Raw genomic sequence first — 17,609 nt, forward strand, 5'->3', positions numbered from 1 at the left:
AAAGTGTGCCAAACACCTGATGCTTTGGAGGATGAAAAATGTCTTATGAAAAAGTAGACCAGGCAAACGAAAAAGTCGTCGGCACGAAACAGACGCTTAAAGCACTGGAAAATCAACAGGTTATAGAGCTGGTCGTTGCAGAAGATGCAGATCCGAAGGTTTTGCATAAAGCAGTGAAACTAGCCGAATCACAAGGTATTCCAATTATTAATGTCGATTCTATGAAAAAGCTTGGAAAAGCTTGTGGAATTGATGTGAATGCAGCGATTGTTGCCTTGAAAAAGTAAAAATAAGTTTTTGCCTATTGGCCTTCCTTTAGGCAAAAACTTTCCTTTTACACAATTATGAACCACCTGGACCAGTGGGCTTAAATAAATCATAGATGAAAGGAGGATATCGCATGCCTACTATTAATCAATTAGTGCGTAAAGGTCGTAAAGCGAAAGTAGAAAAATCCGACTCGCCAGCATTGAACAAAGGGTACAACAGTTTCAAGAAAGTACAAACGAACCAAAGTTCTCCACAAAAACGTGGTGTATGTACTCGTGTTGGAACTATGACACCTAAGAAACCAAACTCTGCCCTTCGTAAATATGCTCGTGTGCGTCTAACTAACCAAATTGAAGTAACGGCATATATTCCTGGTATTGGACACAACCTTCAAGAACACAGTGTTGTACTTATTCGTGGAGGACGTGTGAAAGACTTACCGGGGGTACGTTACCACATCGTACGTGGTGCTCTTGACACTGCAGGTGTTGAGAACCGTGGACAAGGTCGTTCTAAATATGGAACTAAGAGACCTAAAAAATAATGCGTCAATCATGCGCTAAAAATTAATGATTTCGTGAAAGGAGGGAACCTTATGCCTCGTAAAGGACCTGTACCTCGCAGAGATGTATTACCTGATCCGATTTACAACTCAAAGTTAGTAACTCGCTTAATCAACCGTATTATGGTTGACGGTAAAAGAGGTAAAGCACAAACTATTCTTTATAAAGCATTTGAACTAGTACAAGAACGTACTGGTAATGACCCACAAGAAGTATTCGAACAAGCGTTAAAAAACATTATGCCAGTTCTTGAAGTTAAAGCTCGCCGTGTTGGTGGTGCTAACTATCAAGTACCGATCGAAGTTAAACCTGATCGTCGTACGACTTTAGGACTTCGTTGGTTAGTGAGCTACGCTCGCCTTCGTGGTGAAAAAACGATGGAAGAGCGTCTTGCAAATGAAATTATGGACGCAGCGAATAACACGGGTGCAGCTGTGAAGAAGCGTGAAGACACTCACCGCATGGCTGAAGCAAACAAAGCATTTGCTCATTATCGCTGGTAAGTAATATACTCCCTTAGCTCCACCTTAGGAAACTAAGGGTGAATATACAGCCGGGGGAAGAGTGAAGGAGGGGATTCCCTTCCTTTAACTACATACCCTGAAATAAAATAACATCTTCACTAAGGAAGGAGAAATTGACCAATGGGAAGAGAGTTCTCCTTGGAAAAAACACGTAATATCGGTATCATGGCACACATCGATGCCGGTAAAACGACAGCAACGGAAAGAGTTCTTTTCTACACTGGGCGTATCCATAAAATCGGTGAAACACACGAAGGTGCTTCTCAAATGGACTGGATGGAGCAGGAACAAGAGCGTGGTATTACAATCACATCTGCTGCGACAACAGCTCAATGGAAAGAACACCGTATTAATATCATCGATACACCTGGACACGTAGACTTCACTGTAGAAGTTGAGCGTTCTTTACGTGTACTTGACGGTGCAGTTGCAGTACTCGATGCTCAATCTGGTGTAGAGCCACAAACTGAAACAGTTTGGCGCCAAGCAACAACGTACCATGTACCACGAATTGTTTTCGTAAACAAAATGGACAAGATCGGTGCAGATTTCATTTATTCATTAAGCACATTGCATGACCGCCTCGGTGCGAACGCAGCTGCGATTCAGTTACCAATCGGTGCTGAAGATGACTTCGAAGGTATTATTGATCTTGTTGACATGCAAGCTTACTTCTATATGGATGACTTAGGAACTCGTAGTGAAGCACGTGAAATTCCTGAAGAGTATAAAGCTCAAGCGGAAGAGTATCGTGAGAAACTAGTTGAAGCAGTTTCTGAGCTTGATGAAGAGCTTATGATGAAGTACCTAGAAGGTGAAGAAATTACTGTCGATGAGCTAAAAGCGGCGATTCGTAAAGGTACTTGTAATGTTGAATTTTACCCAGTTCTTTGTGGTTCAGCATTCAAAAACAAAGGTGTTCAACTAATGATTGACGCAGTAATCGACTACTTACCGTCACCATTAGATGTACCTGCAATTCAAGGTCACGTTCCTGGAAACGAAGAAGAAACTATTGAGCGTAAAGCGGATGACAACGAGCCATTCTCAGCATTGGCATTTAAAGTTGCAACTGACCCTTACGTTGGTAAGCTTACTTTCTTCCGTGTTTACTCAGGTACAGTTAATGCTGGTTCTTATGTTAAGAACGCAACGAAAAACAAGCGTGAAAGAATGGGACGTATCCTACAAATGCACGCGAACCACCGTGAAGAGATCCCAACATGTTTTGCTGGAGATATCGCTGGCGGTGTAGGTTTAAAAGATACTTCTACTGGTGATACTCTATGTGATGAAAAGGATCTTGTTATTCTTGAGTCTATGGAATTCCCAGAGCCTGTTATCTCATTATCTGTTGAGCCAAAATCTAAGGCTGACCAAGATAAAATGGGTATTGCACTTGCAAAGCTGGCTGAAGAAGACCCTACATTCCAAACGCATACTGATGAAGAAACAGGTCAAACAATCATCGCTGGTATGGGTGAACTTCACCTTGACATCATCGTTGACCGTTTGAAACGTGAATTCAAAGTTGAAGCGAATGTTGGTGCTCCTCAAGTATCATATCGTGAATCAATTCGCCAAGCTGCTCAATGTGAAGGTAAATTCGTACGTCAATCCGGTGGTCGTGGACAATACGGTCACGTATGGGTAGAGTTTACTCCAAACGAAGAGGGCGCAGGATTTGAATTTGAAGATGCGATTGTTGGTGGTGTTGTTCCACGTGAATACATCCCATCAGTAGGTCAAGGTCTTGAACAAGCTCTAGAAAACGGTATGATCGCAGGATATCCTGTAATCGACGTTAAAGCTAAGCTTTATGATGGATCTTACCACGATGTTGACTCTAACGAGATGGCATTTAAAGTAGCAGCATCTCTTGCAGTTAAAGAAGCTGTGAAAAAATGTAACCCAGTTCTTCTAGAGCCGGTTATGAAAGTAGAAGTAGTAGTTCCAGAGGAATACATGGGAGATATCATGGGTGACGTAACTTCTCGTCGTGGACGTGTAGAAGGTATGGAAGCTCGTGGTAACGCACAAATCGTTAAAGCGATGGTGCCACTTTCTGAAATGTTTGGTTACGCGACTTCTCTTCGTTCAAACACGCAAGGTCGTGGCCAATACACAATGCACTTTGATCACTATGAAGAAGTACCAAAGAGCATTTCAGAAGAAATTATTAAAAAACAATCAGGACAATAAACAAGAATTATTGTCTCTGTAGTTAATTTGTTGTAAGCTAAGAAAGGTGATTAGACAAACCTAAATCATCTTACTACTAAATAAAAAAATTATACTTTCTTAATTTAAGGAGGATTTCAAAATGGCTAAAGAAAAATTTGATCGTTCCAAGACGCATGCCAATATCGGTACAATTGGACACGTTGACCACGGTAAAACTACTTTAACAGCAGCAATCACTAACGTACTACACAAGAAATCTGGTAAAGGTACTGCGATGGCATATGACCAAATCGACGGTGCTCCAGAAGAGCGTGAGCGTGGAATTACAATCTCAACTGCACACGTTGAGTACGAAACTGACACTCGTCACTATGCACACGTTGACTGCCCAGGACACGCAGACTACGTTAAAAACATGATCACTGGTGCCGCTCAAATGGACGGTGCGATCCTAGTTGTATCTGCAGCTGACGGCCCAATGCCACAAACTCGTGAGCACATTCTACTTTCTCGTCAAGTAGGTGTACCTTCAATCGTAGTATTCCTTAACAAAACTGACCAAGTTGACGACGAAGAGTTACTTGAGTTAGTAGAAATGGAAGTACGTGACTTACTTTCTGAGTACGACTTCCCAGGAGACGACATTCCTGTAGTTAAAGGTTCTGCTCTTAAAGCACTTGAAGGAGATGCAGATCACGAGCAAGCTATTGTCGACCTAATGGCTGAAGTTGATGCTTACATCCCAACTCCAGAGCGTGACAAAGATAAGCCATTCATGATGCCAGTTGAGGACGTATTCTCAATCACTGGTCGTGGTACTGTTGCAACTGGACGTGTTGAGCGTGGACAATTAAACGTAGGTGACGAAATCGAAATCATCGGTATCGAAGAAGAGTCTAAGAAGACTACTGTAACTGGTGTTGAGATGTTCCGTAAGCTTCTTGACTATGCTGAAGCTGGAGATAACATTGGTGCACTTCTACGTGGTGTTTCTCGTGAAGACATCAACCGTGGACAAGTACTTGCAAAGCCAGGTTCAATCACTCCACACACGAAGTTCAAATCTGAAGTTTATGTTCTTTCAAAAGAAGAAGGTGGACGTCACACTCCATTCTTCTCTAACTACCGTCCACAGTTCTACTTCCGTACTACGGACGTAACTGGTGTAATTCAACTTCCAGAAGGCGTAGAAATGGTTATGCCTGGAGATAACGTTGAAATGACTGTAGAACTAATCGCGCCAATCGCGATTGAAGAAGGTACTAAGTTCTCTATCCGTGAGGGTGGACGTACTGTAGGTGCCGGTGTCGTTGCTGAAATCACTGAGTAATTGACATCTATGAAAGACCCCAGGACATCGTCCTAGGGTCTTTTTTTTAATAGGAGAAATTTTTAAAGTCATGATTAATAGTTATTCTATCGGCACTAAAGCAATGGCAATAACTACATTTCATATATATGGCCTTTTAAAACCAAGCAAAGCGAAGCTAGAACCGATGTCGCGCTTGTGCCAGATGGTGCAAATGTTTTACAAAAGTGAGTCGCATAATTAACAGTGAGCTTTTACAGAGTGATAATTAAAAATGTCATAGTTTTTAGAAGTCGAGATCGAGAAATATTAAATATAATAAAAAGTTATGGTAGGGGTTAATTGATCTGGTTACTTTAAAAAACTTATGTTATATAGTAGAAACTCGTTTTTCTTTATATCTTATACCATGAAATTCAGATTAAAATGATCGGTGATATCAAGTACTCCGGCAAATAAGAATAATCTAAAGGTATAATATTTAAATCCCAATCCACGAATGCTTTTTTATCTGCCAACAATTTCTAATATTAATTGTGATATTTCACCCATAAGTGGTTGAAAAGAATATACAGTCTATGTATAATAGGAAAAGTGTGGCCGGATACTTTATTTATAAAAAAAACTTGCATAATATCTTGGTTTTTAGTATAATGTTTAATGTTGGTCACTGACAGGCTATGAATTGGAAGGTTGCTGACACACCCGGCCCCTTTGCCATGGCAGGTGGTCAGGATAAATTTCCGATGAGCAAGTCTATTTCCAAAAATGGGCGAAAAAGGAGGTAATCAAATGGCAAAACAGAAGATTCGCATTCGTTTAAAAGCGTATGATCACAGAATTTTAGATCAATCAGCGGAAAAGATTGTTGAAACGGCTAAAAGATCCGGTGCTAGTGTATCAGGTCCAATCCCGCTTCCAACTGAAAAGTCCGTATACACGATCTTGCGTGCCGTTCACAAATACAAAGATGCTCGTGAGCAATTTGAAATGAGAACTCACAAGCGTTTAATTGATATTGTGAATCCAACGCCGCAAACTGTTGATGCGTTGATGCGTTTAGATCTGCCATCTGGCGTAGATATCGAAATTAAACTTTAATACATTTTAATGTAATGAAATTATAGGAGGTGTGACTCATGACCAAAGGAATCTTAGGTAAGAAACTAGGCATGACTCAAATCTTTGCTGAAAACGGTGAGGTTGTACCTGTAACTGTTGTTGAAGCAGCTGACAACGTTGTCCTTCAAAAGAAAACAGTTGAGAGTGATGGCTACGAAGCAATCCAAATTGGTTTTGCTGACCAAAAAGAAAACAACCAAAACAAACCAGCAAAAGGTCATGCAGCAAAAGCGAAGACAAACCCTAAGCGCTTCGTTAAAGAAATCCGTGATATTAATCTTGCGGATTATGAAATTGGTCAAGAAGTCAAAGTAGATACATTTGCAGAAGGAGACGTTGTAGACGTTACTGGAACGTCTAAAGGGAAAGGTTTTGCTGGTGCAATCAAGCGTCACAACCAATCTCGCGGTCCAATGTCTCACGGTTCTCGCTATCACCGTCGTCCTGGTGCGATGGGACCTGTTGATCCGAACCACGTTCGTAAAGGTAAACTATTACCTGGACGCATGGGTGGAGAACAAGTTACTATCCAAAACCTTGAAATCGTACGTGTAGATACAGAGCGCAATTTACTACTAGTAAAAGGAAACGTACCTGGAGCGAAGAAGAGCTACGTTTCTGTAACATCTGCAGTTAAATCTGCTGAATAAGATTGAACAGGAAAGGAGGAGCCCAGATGCCTAAAGTTACTTTGTATAACCAAACTGGCTCACAAGTAGGCGATATTGAACTCTCAGATGCAGTGTTCGGCATTGAGCCTAATGAGAGTGTTTTATATGACGCAATCGTTATGCAACAAGCATCACAAAGACAAGGTACACATTCTACTAAAGGTCGCTCAGAAGTTCGTGGCGGCGGACGTAAACCTTGGAGACAAAAAGGAACAGGACGTGCTCGTCACGGATCGATTCGTTCACCTATCTGGGTTGGTGGTGGCGTAACATTTGGACCAAAACCACGCAACTACGGATATAAATTACCGAAAAAACAACGTCGTTTGGCGTTAAAATCTGCTCTTTCTTCCAAAGTGAATGCAGAAGCGTTCCGCGTATTGGAAGGATTATCATTTGAAGCTCCAAAGACAAAAGAACTTATTAATGTTCTTGAAGGATTGTCTACGGAAAATAAAACACTAGTTGTAACAGCGGACTACAACGACAACGTTGCTTTATCTGCTCGTAACATCCCAGGCGTAAAATTCGTCACTGCTGACGGTGTGAATGTACTTGATATTGCACATCATGACAATATCGTCATTACACAAGACGCTGTGAAAAAGGTAGAGGAGGTGCTTGCATAATGGCAAACGCTAGAGATATTATTAAGCGCCCCATCATTACTGAACGTACTGCAGATCTTATGGCTGAGCAGAAATACACGTTTGATGTAGATCCTCGTGCTAACAAAACAGAAATTAAAAAAGCTGTTGAAGAGATCTTCGGCGTGACAGTTTCTAACGTAAACACAATGAACTACAAAGGTAAGTTCAAGCGTTTCGGACGTTATACAGGCTATACTCGCAAGCGCAAGAAAGCCATTGTACAACTTACACCAGATAGTAAAGAACTAGAATTCTTCGAAGGTGTATAAGAACGAATTTACTGTGAAGGAGGGAAAAGCTAATGGCTATTAAAAAGTATAAACCAACCAGTAATGGTCGCCGCGGGATGTCCGTCTTAGATTTCCAAGAAATCACTACAGACAAGCCTGAAAAGTCTCTATTAGAGCCTTTATCAAAACGCGGTGGTCGTAATAACCAAGGTCGTTTAACAGTACGTCACCAAGGTGGTGGGCATAAGCGCCAATACCGTGTGATTGACTTTAAACGTGAAAAAGATGGAATTCCAGGACGCGTTGCTACGATCGAATACGATCCAAACCGTTCTGCAAACATCGCTCTAATCAACTACGCTGACGGTGAGAAGCGTTACATTTTAGCTCCAAAAGGACTGAAAGTAGGAACTGTAGTAATGTCAGGTAAAGATGCTGACATTAAAGTCGGTAACGCACTTCAATTAAAAGACATTCCTGTTGGTACAGTTATTCATAATATTGAACTTCGCCCTGGAAAAGGTGGACAATTAGTTCGCTCTGCTGGCGCTGAAGCTCAGCTTTTAGGTAAAGAAGGAGATTACGTCTTAGTACGTTTACGTTCAGGCGAAACTCGTTTAATCCTAGCTACTTGCCGCGCGACAGTAGGTCAAGTTGGTAACGTAGAACATGAGCTTGTTAACATTGGTAAAGCAGGTCGTTCTCGTTGGTTAGGTAAACGCCCAACAGTTCGTGGTTCTGTTATGAACCCAAGTGATCACCCACACGGTGGTGGTGAAGGACGTGCGCCAATCGGACGTAAATCACCAATGTCTCCATGGGGTAAACCAACACTTGGATACAAAACACGTAATAAAAACAAAGACACGGATAAATACATTGTGCGTCGTCGCAAAAAATAACGGGATTGTGCTACGGTTCTCAAGTAGCAGAACCGTAGATCAATCACGAAGGGAGGTACAAATATGGGTCGCAGCTTGAAAAAAGGACCTTTTGTGGATGATCATCTTATGAAGAAAGTTGAAGGAATGAACGAGAGTGAAGATAGAAAAGTGATCAAAACTTGGTCTCGCCGTTCTACAATTTTCCCTGAATTCATCGGTCATACGATTGCCGTATACGACGGTCGCAAACACGTACCGGTTTATATCTCTGAAGACATGGTCGGTCACAAGCTTGGGGAGTTCGCTCCATCAAGAACGTACAAAGGCCATGCAGCAGATGACAAGAAAACACGACGTTAATAAAGAGGGGAGGTACTTTCCATGGAAGCAAAAGCAGTTGCAAAACAAGTGCGCATTGCTCCTCGTAAAGCACGCTTAGTGGTTGATTTAATTCGTGGGAAAGAAGTTGGTGAAGCAATCTCCATCTTACGCCACACACCAAAGAAAGCATCTCCAATTGTTGAGAAGCTTTTAAATTCAGCCATTGCGAACGCAGAGCATAACTATGAAATGGAACCTGATAACTTAGTTGTCAGCAAAGTATACGTTGACGAAGGCATTACATTGAAGCGATTCCGCCCACGTGCAATGGGACGTGCGAGCCGAATCAACAAACGTACGAGCCATATTACGGTCGTTCTTACAGAAAAGAAGGAGGGATAAGTGTGGGTCAAAAAGTAAATCCTAATGGACTTCGTGTTGGCGTTATTCGCGACTGGGAGTCTAAATGGTACGCAGAAAAAGATTATGCTGACCTACTTCACGAAGACATTAAAATTCGTGAATACTTGGAGAAGCGCCTACAAGAAGCTTCTGTATCCACCATTGAAATTGAACGTGCTGCTAACCGAGTAAACGTAACAATTTACACTGCTAAGCCAGGTATGGTTATCGGTAAAGGTGGTTCTGAAGTAGAAGCATTACGTAAAGCATTAAATCAATTAACAGGTAAACGAGTTCACATCAACATTAATGAAGTGAAAACGCCAGACATGGATTCTCGTTTAGTTGCAGAAAATATCGCTCGCCAATTAGAAAATCGTATTTCATTCCGTCGTGCAATGAAACAATCAATTCAACGCACAATGCGCGCTGGCGCAAAAGGAATTCGTACAGAAGTATCTGGACGTCTTGGCGGAGCAGACATTGCTCGTTCTGAATCATATAGCGAAGGAACGGTTCCACTACACACATTAAGAGCTGATATCGACTATGGTACTGCAGAAGCAGATACTACTTACGGTAAGCTTGGAATTAAAGTGTGGATCTACCGCGGAGAAGTCCTTCCAACGAAAGGAACGAAACAAGAGGAAGGAGGAAATTAATCATGCTAATGCCTAAACGTGTAAAATTCCGTCGTGAACACCGTGGTAAAATGCGCGGTCGTGCGAAGGGCGGAACAGAAGTTAATTTCGGTGAATACGGTTTACAAGCGGTGGAAGCTTCTTGGATCACTAACCGTCAAATCGAAGCAGCGCGTATTGCAATGACACGTTATATGAAACGTGGAGGTAAAGTATGGATTAAGATTTTCCCAGATAAGCCTTACACAGCTAAGCCATTAGAGGTACGTATGGGTTCCGGTAAAGGTGCTCCAGAAGGATGGGTAGCAGTAGTGAAACCTGGGAAGATTATGTTTGAAATTGCAGGAGTATCTGAAGAGGTAGCTCGCGAAGCATTACGTCTTGCTTCACATAAATTGCCAATTAAAACAAAATTTGTAAAACGCGAAGAAGTGGGTGGTGACGCAAATGAAAGCTAATGAGATTCGCAACCTTACCACTGCTGAGATTGAACAAAAATCAAAGTCTTTAAAAGAAGAGTTATTCAACCTTCGCTTTCAGCTTGCGACTGGACAGTTAGACAATCCAGCCCGCATTCGTGAAGTGAAGAAAGCTATTGCTCGTGCAAAAACGGTATTGCGTGAAAGAGAACTAGGTATCACGAACGAATAATCCTGAGAGGAGGTTTGCACTGTGACAGAGCGTAACAACCGCAAAAGCTATGTTGGTCGTGTTACATCCGACAAAATGGATAAAACGATCACAGTTACAGTAGAAACGTACAAAATGGACCCGCTCTACGGAAAGCGAGTTAAGTATTCTAAGAAATTAAAAGCTCATGATGAGAACAATACTGCTAAAGTCGGCGACCGAGTGAGAATTATGGAAACTCGTCCATTATCAAAAGATAAGCGTTTCCGCTTAGTCGAAGTTGTAGAAGAAGCAGTAATTATTTAATAGAAGTTTATGTTTACTTACCTGAAGGGAGGTAAAGAAGTCTATGATTCAACAAGAAAGTCGATTAAAAGTAGCTGATAACTCAGGAGCTCGTGAAGTACAGTGTATTAAAGTTCTAGGCGGTACTGGCCGTAAAACTGCGAACATTGGTGATGTTATCGTGTGTTCTGTAAAACAAGCAACACCTGGTGGCGTTGTCAAGAAAGGTGAAGTTGTTCGAGCAGTTATCGTACGTTCAAAGAGTGGTGCGCGCCGCCCAGACGGTTCTTACATCAAATTCGATGAGAACGCTGCGGTAATCGTTCGTGACGACAAGGGTCCTCGCGGAACTCGTATCTTTGGACCAGTTGCACGTGAATTGCGTGAAAACCAATTCATGAAGATCGTATCTTTAGCTCCTGAAGTGCTTTAATCATAAATGAACGGAAATTTACGTCTTAAGGAGGTGCCCTTATGTCTCAACCAAAATTGCATGTCAAAAAAGGAGATACTGTTAAAGTAATCTCTGGCAAAGACAAAGGCAAGGAAGGTAAAATCCTTGAAGCATACCCAACTGACTACCGAGTGCTTGTAGAAGGCGTAAACATGGTGAAAAAACATGCGAAACCATCTCAAGCTAACCCACAAGGCGGAATCTTAAATCAAGAAGCTCCAATTCACGTATCAAACGTGATGCCTATTGATCCTAAGACTAGCGAACCAACGCGTGTCGGGTATACAGTAGAAAATGGAAAGAAAGTACGTATTGCGAAAAAGTCTGGCGAATCTTTAGATAAATAATCGCTAGAGGCTGAAAGGAGGTTTACTCAATGAATCGTCTGAAACAAAAATATAATCAGGAAATCGTTCCTGCTCTTAATGATAAATTTAATTACGCTTCCGTAATGGAAGTACCAAAGGTAGAGAAAATCGTAATTAACATGGGAATCGGTGATGCGGTTCAGAACTCGAAGGTCTTAGATAAGGCTGTTGAGGAGCTAACTGAAATTACAGGTCAAAAACCATTAATTACAAAAGCGAAGAAATCAATCGCAGGATTCAAACTACGTGAAGGAATGCCTATCGGTGCAAAAGTTACTTTACGTGGTGAGCGTATGTACGACTTCCTCGATAAACTCATTAGTGTTTCTTTACCACGAGTTCGTGACTTCCGTGGTGTATCAAAGAAAGCTTTTGACGGACGTGGAAACTACACGTTAGGTGTAAAAGAGCAACTTATTTTCCCAGAAATCGAGTATGACAAAGTTGATAAAGTTCGCGGAATGGACATCGTAGTTGTTACAACTGCTAACACTGACGAAGAAGCACGTGAACTTCTCACTCAAATGGGCATGCCGTTTCAAAAATAAGAACTTGCCAAAAGGGAGGAGTGAAGACCTTGGCGAAAAAATCAATGATCGCTAAAAATAAACGACCTAAAAAGTTTAAAGTTCAAGAATATACACGTTGTGAACGTTGTGGTCGCCCACATAGTGTCATTCGTAAGTTCAAGCTTTGCCGTATCTGCTTCCGCGAACTTGCGTATAAAGGTCAAATTCCGGGCGTCAAAAAAGCTAGCTGGTAATTCCGTTTAGGGAAGGAGGTAAATACGATGGTCATGACAGATCCAATTGCTGATATGCTGACTCGTATTCGCAACGCGAATACTGTAAGACACAATAGTTTAGAACTTCCAGCTTCAAAGATTAAGAAGGAAGTTGCAGATATTTTAAAGCGCGAAGGTTTCATTCGTGATTATGAATTCATCGAGGATAACAAACAAGGTATCCTACGATTATTCCTTAAATACAGTGCTAACAATGAGCGTGTTATCACAGGCATTAAGAAAATTAGTAAACCAGGACTTCGTGTATACGCGAAAGCAGATGAGCTTCCACGTGTACTAGGGGGATTAGGAATTGCAATCATTTCCTCTTCTAACGGAGTCATTACGGATAAAGAAGCTCGCCAGCAAAAAGTTGGCGGAGAAGTATTGGCTTACGTTTGGTAATTTGAACGCAAGAATGGAGGTGTAAGGTATGTCTCGTGTTGGTGTTAAACCAATTGAAATTCCTTCAGGAGTAGAAGTAAAACATGAAGGAAATACAATGACTGTTAAAGGTCCAAAAGGTGAATTAACAAAAGAACTTCACCATGATATCGTCGTGAAAGTTGAAGATAACACGATTACGGTTGAAAGACCATCTGATCATAAAGACCACCGTGCGCTTCACGGAACAACTCGTTCTGTGATCAATAACATGGTGGAAGGTGTAACAAAAGGTTATGAAAAGACGCTTGAGCTTGTTGGTGTTGGATACAGAGCGCAAAAATCAGGGAACAAGGTAGTACTAAACGTTGGTCTATCTCACCCTGTTGAGTTCACACCAGAAGACGGTTTAGAAATCGATGTTCCTGAAAACACGAAGGTTATTATTAAAGGAATCGACAAAGAACGCGTTGGAGCACTTGCTTCTAACATTCGCGCAGTAAGAAAACCTGAACCTTACAAAGGAAAAGGTATTCGTTACCAAGGCGAATATGTACGTCGTAAGGAAGGTAAGACAGGTAAATAAGCCTAAATAGCGGAAAGAAAGGAATGACGTTCAATGATCACTAAGGCTGACAAGAATGTTGTACGTAAAAAAAGACACGCACACGTTCGTCGCTCGATCACAGGAACTGCAGAACGTCCTCGTTTGAATGTTTTCCGTTCTAATAAGCACGTGACTGCACAATTAATTGATGACGTAAATGGCGTTACAATTGTAGGTGCATCAAGCTTAGATAAAGAACTAAAACTTGAAAACGGCGGAAATATAGAAGCAGCTAAAAAAGTCGGCGAACTCGTAGCTAAGCGTGCCTTAGAAAAAGGTCATGAGTCTGTAGTATTTGATCGTGGCGGATATTTATATCACGGTCGTGTAAAAGAACTTGCGGATGCAGCTCGTGAAGCTGGTCTGAAGTTTTAATCAAGGCTAGAAGGAGGGAAATTCATGCGTATCGACCCAAATAAATTGGAACTTGAAGAAAGAGTCGTTACCGTCAACCGAGTTGCGAAGGTAGTAAAAGGTGGACGTCGTTTCCGCTTTGCTGCATTGGTTGTCGTTGGAGATAAAAACGGACACGTTGGTTTCGGAATGGGTAAAGCTTTAGAAGTACCTGAAGCAATCCGTAAAGCAATTGAAGATGGTAAGAAAAACTTAATTCGCGTACCAATCCAAGGAACTACAATTCCACACCAAATCACTGGGCAGTTTGGTGCGGGTAGCGTACTATTAAAGCCTGCATCTGAGGGTACTGGAGTTATTGCTGGTGGACCTGTACGTGCGGTATTAGAATTAGCTGGTGTAGGAGATATCTTATCCAAATCCTTAGGATCAAACAACCCAATTAACATGGTACGTGCAACGATCGAAGGACTTGACAGCTTAAAGAGTCCTGAAGAAGTAGCGAAACTACGTGGCAAATCTGTTGAAGAGTTGCTAGGTTAAGGAGGGATTTGGCATGGCAAATAAATTAGAAATCACCCTCAAGCGAAGCCTGATCGGACGCCCTGAAGATCAGCGTATCACTGTGAAGACATTAGGTCTTCGTAAAGTGAACCACACTGTCGTACAAGAGGACAATTCAGCAATTCGCGGAATGGTCAACAAAGTTTCTCATCTCGTCAGTGTTAAAGAGATTCAAGCATAATTAAGTTATACAGTTGAGGAGGTGCCAATATGAAACTTCACGAATTAAAGCCTGCTGAAGGATCACGTAAAGTGCGCAATCGTGTTGGACGTGGTATCGCTAGCGGTAACGGTAAAACGGCTGGTAAAGGTCACAAAGGTCAAAACGCTCGTTCTGGCGGCGGTGTTCGTCCTGGGTTCGAAGGTGGACAAATGCCTATCTTCCGTCGTTTACCGAAACGTGGATTTACAAACCCAACGCGTAAAGAGTTTGCAATTGTGAACCTTGAAACGCTAAATCGTTTTGAAGAAGGAACGGAGGTAACTCCAGCACTTCTTATCGAATCAGGTGTTGTAAGTAATGAAAAAGACGGAATCAAGATTCTAGGAAACGGAAATCTTGAACGTAAACTTACTGTGAAAGCACACAAGTTCTCTGCATCTGCTAAAGAAGCGATCGAGGCTGCCGGCGGAACGACTGAGGTGGTTTAATGTTTCAAACAATCTCCAATATCATGCGTGTTGGTGATTTACGAAAGAAAATATTATTTACCTTGATCATGCTAGTAATCTTCCGTATCGGTGCTCATATTCCAGCTCCTGGAGTAAATGCTGAGGCGTTAGATTTTCAAGGTCAAATGAATGCATTTGGTTTCCTGAATACATTTGGTGGTGGAGCACTTGAGCGATTCTCCATCTTTGCGACGGGAATCATGCCGTATATCACAGCATCCATTATCGTCCAATTATTACGAATGGATGTTGTCCCTAAATTTGCTGAATGGTCAAAACAAGGGGAAGCAGGTAGAAGAAAACTAGCTGCGGTGACGAGATACGGTACGATTGTCATTGCATTTATTCAAGCATTAGGGATGTCAATTGGGTTTAACAGTCTATTCCCAAACTTAGTACCTAACCCGACAGTTGCAACGTATTTACTCATTGCACTGACCTTAACGGCTGGTACTGCATTCTTAATGTGGCTTGGTGAGCAAATTACTGCTAATGGGGTCGGAAATGGTATTTCCATTTTGATCTTTGCCGGTATTGCTGCTGCAATCCCAAATGGGGTAAACCAAATTTATGCGACTCAAATCGCTGACGCAGGTGACCAATTATTTATTAGCATAGTCGTAATTTTGTTGCTCTTAATTGCACTTTTAGCCATCGTGGTCGGAGTCATTTTTGTGCAACAAGCATTACGTAAAATTCCAGTGCAATACGCCAAACGATTGGTTGCCGGGAAACCGCAAGGGGGTCAATCAACTCACTTGCCGTTAAAAGTGAACTCAGCCGGGGTTATCCCTGTCATCTTTGCAATGTCACTCTTCATTTTTCCACCAACAGTTGCTGGATTCTTTGGGGATCAAAGTGCAATTGCAGGTTGGGTAACGGCCAACTTTGATTATACAGCGCCATTTGGACTTGTAGTCTATGCTGCTTTAATCATCGGTTTCACGTATTTTTATACGTTTGTCCAAGTTAACCCAGAACAGATGGCGGAGAACTTGAAAAAACAAGGCGGTTACATTCCTGGTATCCGTCCCGGTAAAACGACGCAAGTGTACATCACTCGAATCCTATATCGTTTGACATTCGTCGGAGCGCTATTCCTGGCAGTTGTATCAATACTTCCTGTTTTCTTCACAGAATTAGCAGGATTACCTCCAGCCGTCCAAATTGGCGGTACAGGGTTATTGATCGTTGTTGGTGTAGCATTAGACACGATGAAACAAATTGAAAGTCAATTAATAAAGCGATCTTACAAAGGATTTATAAAGTAAAGGGAAGGGAGTCAGGCTCCCTTTGCCTTCGATCGTAAATTCAAACGGTGGAGGGGTAGAGAGATGAATTTGATCTTAATGGGACTTCCGGGTGCCGGAAAAGGAACCCAAGCAGAAAAAATCGTCGAAAAATACGGCATTCCACATATTTCAACAGGGGACATGTTCCGTGCTGCGATTAAAGGTGGTACTGAGCTTGGCTTAAAAGCAAAAGCTTATATGGATGAAGGTAATCTTGTTCCTGATGAAGTAACTGTTGGTATTGTTCGTGAACGACTTAGCCAAGATGATTGTAAAGGCGGATTTTTGCTGGATGGTTTTCCAAGAACGGTTGCCCAAGCAGAAGCGTTAGAATCAATGTTAGAAGATCTTGGTCGTAGGTTAGACCATGTATTGTATATAAAGGTTCCAAAAGAGGATTTATTTAGAAGGTTAACAGGACGTTGGATCTGCCCTACATGTGGTGCAACGTACCATGAACTTTATAATCCTCCGAAAGTAGCCGGAAAGTGCGACAAAGATGGTAGTGACTTAATTCAACGTGATGACGATAAGCCAGAGACTGTTGAAAAACGCCTGGAAGTCAACTTAGAACAAACACAACCGCTCGTCGACTTCTATGAAGGAAAAGGCTATCTTCGTAATATTAATGGACAACAAGACATTCAACTAGTTTTCGAAGATCTTGATGAGATATTGAAAGGAATTAATCGATGATTATTTGTAAGACGCCGAGAGAACTTGATATCATGCGTGTTGCAGGTAAAATCGTAGCCTTAACCCACCAAGAGCTTCAAAAACACATTGAGCCTGGTATTACAACGAAGGAATTGGACAATATCGCTGACAAGCTTATTCGTTCACATGATGCGATTCCATCTTTTAAAGGCTATAATGGATTTACTGGGAGCATATGCGCTTCAGTAAATGATGAGTTGGTACACGGAATCCCTAGGGATCGAGTACTCAAAGATGGTGACATTATCAGCATTGATATCGGCGCCAACTATCAAGGGTATCATGGGGACTCCGCATGGACCTATCCAGTCGGGAACATTTCCGAAGGAACCCGCAAGCTCCTAGAAGTCACCGAAGAATCACTATTCAAAGGACTAGCGGAAGCGAAGCCAGGAGAGCGTCTATCCAACATATCTCATGCGATTCAAACGTATGTAGAATCTTATGGTTTCTCAATCGTAAGAGAATACGTTGGTCATGGAGTAGGGCAAGAACTTCATGAAGACCCACAAATCCCACACTTTGGACCTCCGGGAAAAGGACCCAGACTTAAGTCAGGAATGGTTTTAGCTGTTGAACCAATGGTAAACGCTGGTTCCAGACATGTTCGAACGTTACAAGACAATTGGACAGTCGTAACGGCAGACGGGAAAATGTGTGCCCATTTTGAACACACCATTGCTATTGTTGACACAGGATATGAAATTTTGACAAAAACCGATTGATG

29 protein-coding genes are annotated in these 17,609 nt (G+C 41.9%); all 29 read left to right on the plus strand.

Going from position 1 to position 17,609, the window contains the following annotated elements:
- The first annotated feature begins 38 nt into the window (after positions 1-38).
- Complete coding sequence (locus LGQ02_RS00715) at positions 39-287, plus strand: 50S ribosomal protein L7ae-like protein (RefSeq protein WP_226516362.1); 249 nt, start codon at positions 39-41, stop codon at positions 285-287.
- 113 nt (positions 288-400) lie between these two features.
- Positions 401-814, plus strand: coding sequence for a 30S ribosomal protein S12 (rpsL, locus tag LGQ02_RS00720; protein WP_226516363.1), 414 nt, complete (start codon positions 401-403; stop codon positions 812-814).
- Between the two features lie 51 nt (positions 815-865).
- Positions 866-1,336 carry a 30S ribosomal protein S7 gene (gene rpsG, locus LGQ02_RS00725; RefSeq protein ID WP_226516364.1) on the plus strand — a complete coding sequence of 157 codons (471 nt, stop codon included), beginning with the start codon at positions 866-868 and terminating at the stop codon, positions 1,334-1,336.
- 141 nt (positions 1,337-1,477) lie between these two features.
- Positions 1,478-3,559 carry an elongation factor G gene (gene fusA / locus LGQ02_RS00730; protein WP_226516365.1) on the plus strand — a complete coding sequence of 694 codons (2,082 nt, stop codon included), beginning with the start codon at positions 1,478-1,480 and terminating at the stop codon, positions 3,557-3,559.
- Positions 3,560-3,680: 121 nt separating this feature from the next.
- Positions 3,681-4,871, plus strand: a complete 1,191-nt coding sequence (gene tuf, locus LGQ02_RS00735; RefSeq protein WP_226516366.1) for an elongation factor Tu — start codon at positions 3,681-3,683, stop codon at positions 4,869-4,871.
- Between the two features lie 771 nt (positions 4,872-5,642).
- The gene (rpsJ, locus tag LGQ02_RS00740; RefSeq protein WP_226516367.1) at positions 5,643-5,951 is read left to right on the plus strand and encodes a 30S ribosomal protein S10; all 309 of its coding nucleotides are present in this window, start codon (positions 5,643-5,645) and stop codon (positions 5,949-5,951) included.
- 38 nt (positions 5,952-5,989) lie between these two features.
- On the plus strand, positions 5,990-6,622 hold the full coding sequence (gene rplC / locus LGQ02_RS00745) for a 50S ribosomal protein L3 (RefSeq protein ID WP_226516368.1): 633 nt from the start codon (positions 5,990-5,992) through the stop codon (positions 6,620-6,622).
- 26 nt (positions 6,623-6,648) lie between these two features.
- Positions 6,649-7,272, plus strand: a complete 624-nt coding sequence (rplD, locus tag LGQ02_RS00750; protein WP_226516369.1) for a 50S ribosomal protein L4 — start codon at positions 6,649-6,651, stop codon at positions 7,270-7,272.
- Positions 7,272-7,562, plus strand: a complete 291-nt coding sequence (gene rplW / locus LGQ02_RS00755; protein ID WP_226516370.1) for a 50S ribosomal protein L23 — start codon at positions 7,272-7,274, stop codon at positions 7,560-7,562. Before rplD ends, rplW begins: the two co-directional genes overlap by 1 nt.
- Before the next feature lie 32 nt (positions 7,563-7,594).
- Positions 7,595-8,425, plus strand: coding sequence for a 50S ribosomal protein L2 (gene rplB, locus LGQ02_RS00760; RefSeq protein WP_226516371.1), 831 nt, complete (start codon positions 7,595-7,597; stop codon positions 8,423-8,425).
- Positions 8,426-8,488: 63 nt separating this feature from the next.
- Positions 8,489-8,767: a 30S ribosomal protein S19 gene (rpsS, locus tag LGQ02_RS00765; protein WP_226516372.1), complete on the plus strand. Its 279-nt coding sequence runs from the start codon at positions 8,489-8,491 to the stop codon at positions 8,765-8,767.
- A 21-nt stretch (positions 8,768-8,788) separates the two neighbouring features.
- Complete coding sequence (gene rplV / locus LGQ02_RS00770; RefSeq protein ID WP_226516373.1) at positions 8,789-9,130, plus strand: 50S ribosomal protein L22; 342 nt, start codon at positions 8,789-8,791, stop codon at positions 9,128-9,130.
- Positions 9,131-9,132: 2 nt separating this feature from the next.
- A complete protein-coding gene (gene rpsC, locus LGQ02_RS00775) occupies positions 9,133-9,792 on the plus strand; it encodes a 30S ribosomal protein S3 (protein WP_226516374.1) in 660 nt (219 codons plus the stop codon).
- A 2-nt stretch (positions 9,793-9,794) separates the two neighbouring features.
- Positions 9,795-10,229, plus strand: coding sequence for a 50S ribosomal protein L16 (gene rplP, locus LGQ02_RS00780; RefSeq protein ID WP_226516375.1), 435 nt, complete (start codon positions 9,795-9,797; stop codon positions 10,227-10,229).
- Positions 10,219-10,422: a 50S ribosomal protein L29 gene (rpmC, locus tag LGQ02_RS00785; RefSeq protein ID WP_078578514.1), complete on the plus strand. Its 204-nt coding sequence runs from the start codon at positions 10,219-10,221 to the stop codon at positions 10,420-10,422. The genes rplP and rpmC overlap by 11 nt, the downstream gene beginning before the upstream one ends.
- 21 nt (positions 10,423-10,443) lie before the next feature.
- On the plus strand, positions 10,444-10,707 hold the full coding sequence (gene rpsQ, locus LGQ02_RS00790; RefSeq protein ID WP_226516376.1) for a 30S ribosomal protein S17: 264 nt from the start codon (positions 10,444-10,446) through the stop codon (positions 10,705-10,707).
- Between the two features lie 43 nt (positions 10,708-10,750).
- Complete coding sequence (rplN, locus tag LGQ02_RS00795; RefSeq protein WP_226516377.1) at positions 10,751-11,119, plus strand: 50S ribosomal protein L14; 369 nt, start codon at positions 10,751-10,753, stop codon at positions 11,117-11,119.
- 56 nt (positions 11,120-11,175) lie between these two features.
- Positions 11,176-11,487, plus strand: a complete 312-nt coding sequence (rplX, locus tag LGQ02_RS00800) for a 50S ribosomal protein L24 (protein ID WP_226518177.1) — start codon at positions 11,176-11,178, stop codon at positions 11,485-11,487.
- Positions 11,488-11,516: 29 nt separating this feature from the next.
- Positions 11,517-12,056: a 50S ribosomal protein L5 gene (gene rplE, locus LGQ02_RS00805; protein ID WP_226516378.1), complete on the plus strand. Its 540-nt coding sequence runs from the start codon at positions 11,517-11,519 to the stop codon at positions 12,054-12,056.
- Positions 12,057-12,085: 29 nt separating this feature from the next.
- Complete coding sequence (locus LGQ02_RS00810; protein ID WP_096186223.1) at positions 12,086-12,271, plus strand: type Z 30S ribosomal protein S14; 186 nt, start codon at positions 12,086-12,088, stop codon at positions 12,269-12,271.
- Between the two features lie 27 nt (positions 12,272-12,298).
- Positions 12,299-12,697, plus strand: a complete 399-nt coding sequence (rpsH, locus tag LGQ02_RS00815; RefSeq protein ID WP_226516379.1) for a 30S ribosomal protein S8 — start codon at positions 12,299-12,301, stop codon at positions 12,695-12,697.
- Between the two features lie 28 nt (positions 12,698-12,725).
- Positions 12,726-13,262, plus strand: a complete 537-nt coding sequence (rplF, locus tag LGQ02_RS00820) for a 50S ribosomal protein L6 (protein ID WP_226516380.1) — start codon at positions 12,726-12,728, stop codon at positions 13,260-13,262.
- 33 nt (positions 13,263-13,295) lie between these two features.
- Complete coding sequence (gene rplR / locus LGQ02_RS00825) at positions 13,296-13,658, plus strand: 50S ribosomal protein L18 (protein WP_226516381.1); 363 nt, start codon at positions 13,296-13,298, stop codon at positions 13,656-13,658.
- Positions 13,659-13,682: 24 nt separating this feature from the next.
- A complete protein-coding gene (gene rpsE / locus LGQ02_RS00830) occupies positions 13,683-14,180 on the plus strand; it encodes a 30S ribosomal protein S5 (RefSeq protein WP_226516382.1) in 498 nt (165 codons plus the stop codon).
- A 13-nt stretch (positions 14,181-14,193) separates the two neighbouring features.
- A complete protein-coding gene (gene rpmD / locus LGQ02_RS00835) occupies positions 14,194-14,382 on the plus strand; it encodes a 50S ribosomal protein L30 (protein ID WP_226516383.1) in 189 nt (62 codons plus the stop codon).
- A 29-nt stretch (positions 14,383-14,411) separates the two neighbouring features.
- On the plus strand, positions 14,412-14,852 hold the full coding sequence (rplO, locus tag LGQ02_RS00840; RefSeq protein WP_226516384.1) for a 50S ribosomal protein L15: 441 nt from the start codon (positions 14,412-14,414) through the stop codon (positions 14,850-14,852).
- Positions 14,852-16,144, plus strand: a complete 1,293-nt coding sequence (gene secY / locus LGQ02_RS00845; protein WP_226516385.1) for a preprotein translocase subunit SecY — start codon at positions 14,852-14,854, stop codon at positions 16,142-16,144. Before rplO ends, secY begins: the two co-directional genes overlap by 1 nt.
- A gap of 63 nt (positions 16,145-16,207) precedes the next feature.
- Positions 16,208-16,861 (plus strand): adenylate kinase, encoded by a 654-nt coding sequence (locus LGQ02_RS00850; RefSeq protein WP_226516386.1) that lies wholly within the window; start codon positions 16,208-16,210, stop codon positions 16,859-16,861.
- Positions 16,858-17,607, plus strand: coding sequence for a type I methionyl aminopeptidase (map, locus tag LGQ02_RS00855; RefSeq protein WP_226516387.1), 750 nt, complete (start codon positions 16,858-16,860; stop codon positions 17,605-17,607). Before LGQ02_RS00850 ends, map begins: the two co-directional genes overlap by 4 nt.
- Positions 17,608-17,609 lie beyond the last annotated feature (2 nt).

Source organism: Bacillus shivajii (assembly GCF_020519665.1).
Lineage (GTDB): Bacteria > Bacillota > Bacilli > Bacillales > Salisediminibacteriaceae > Bacillus_CA > Bacillus_CA shivajii.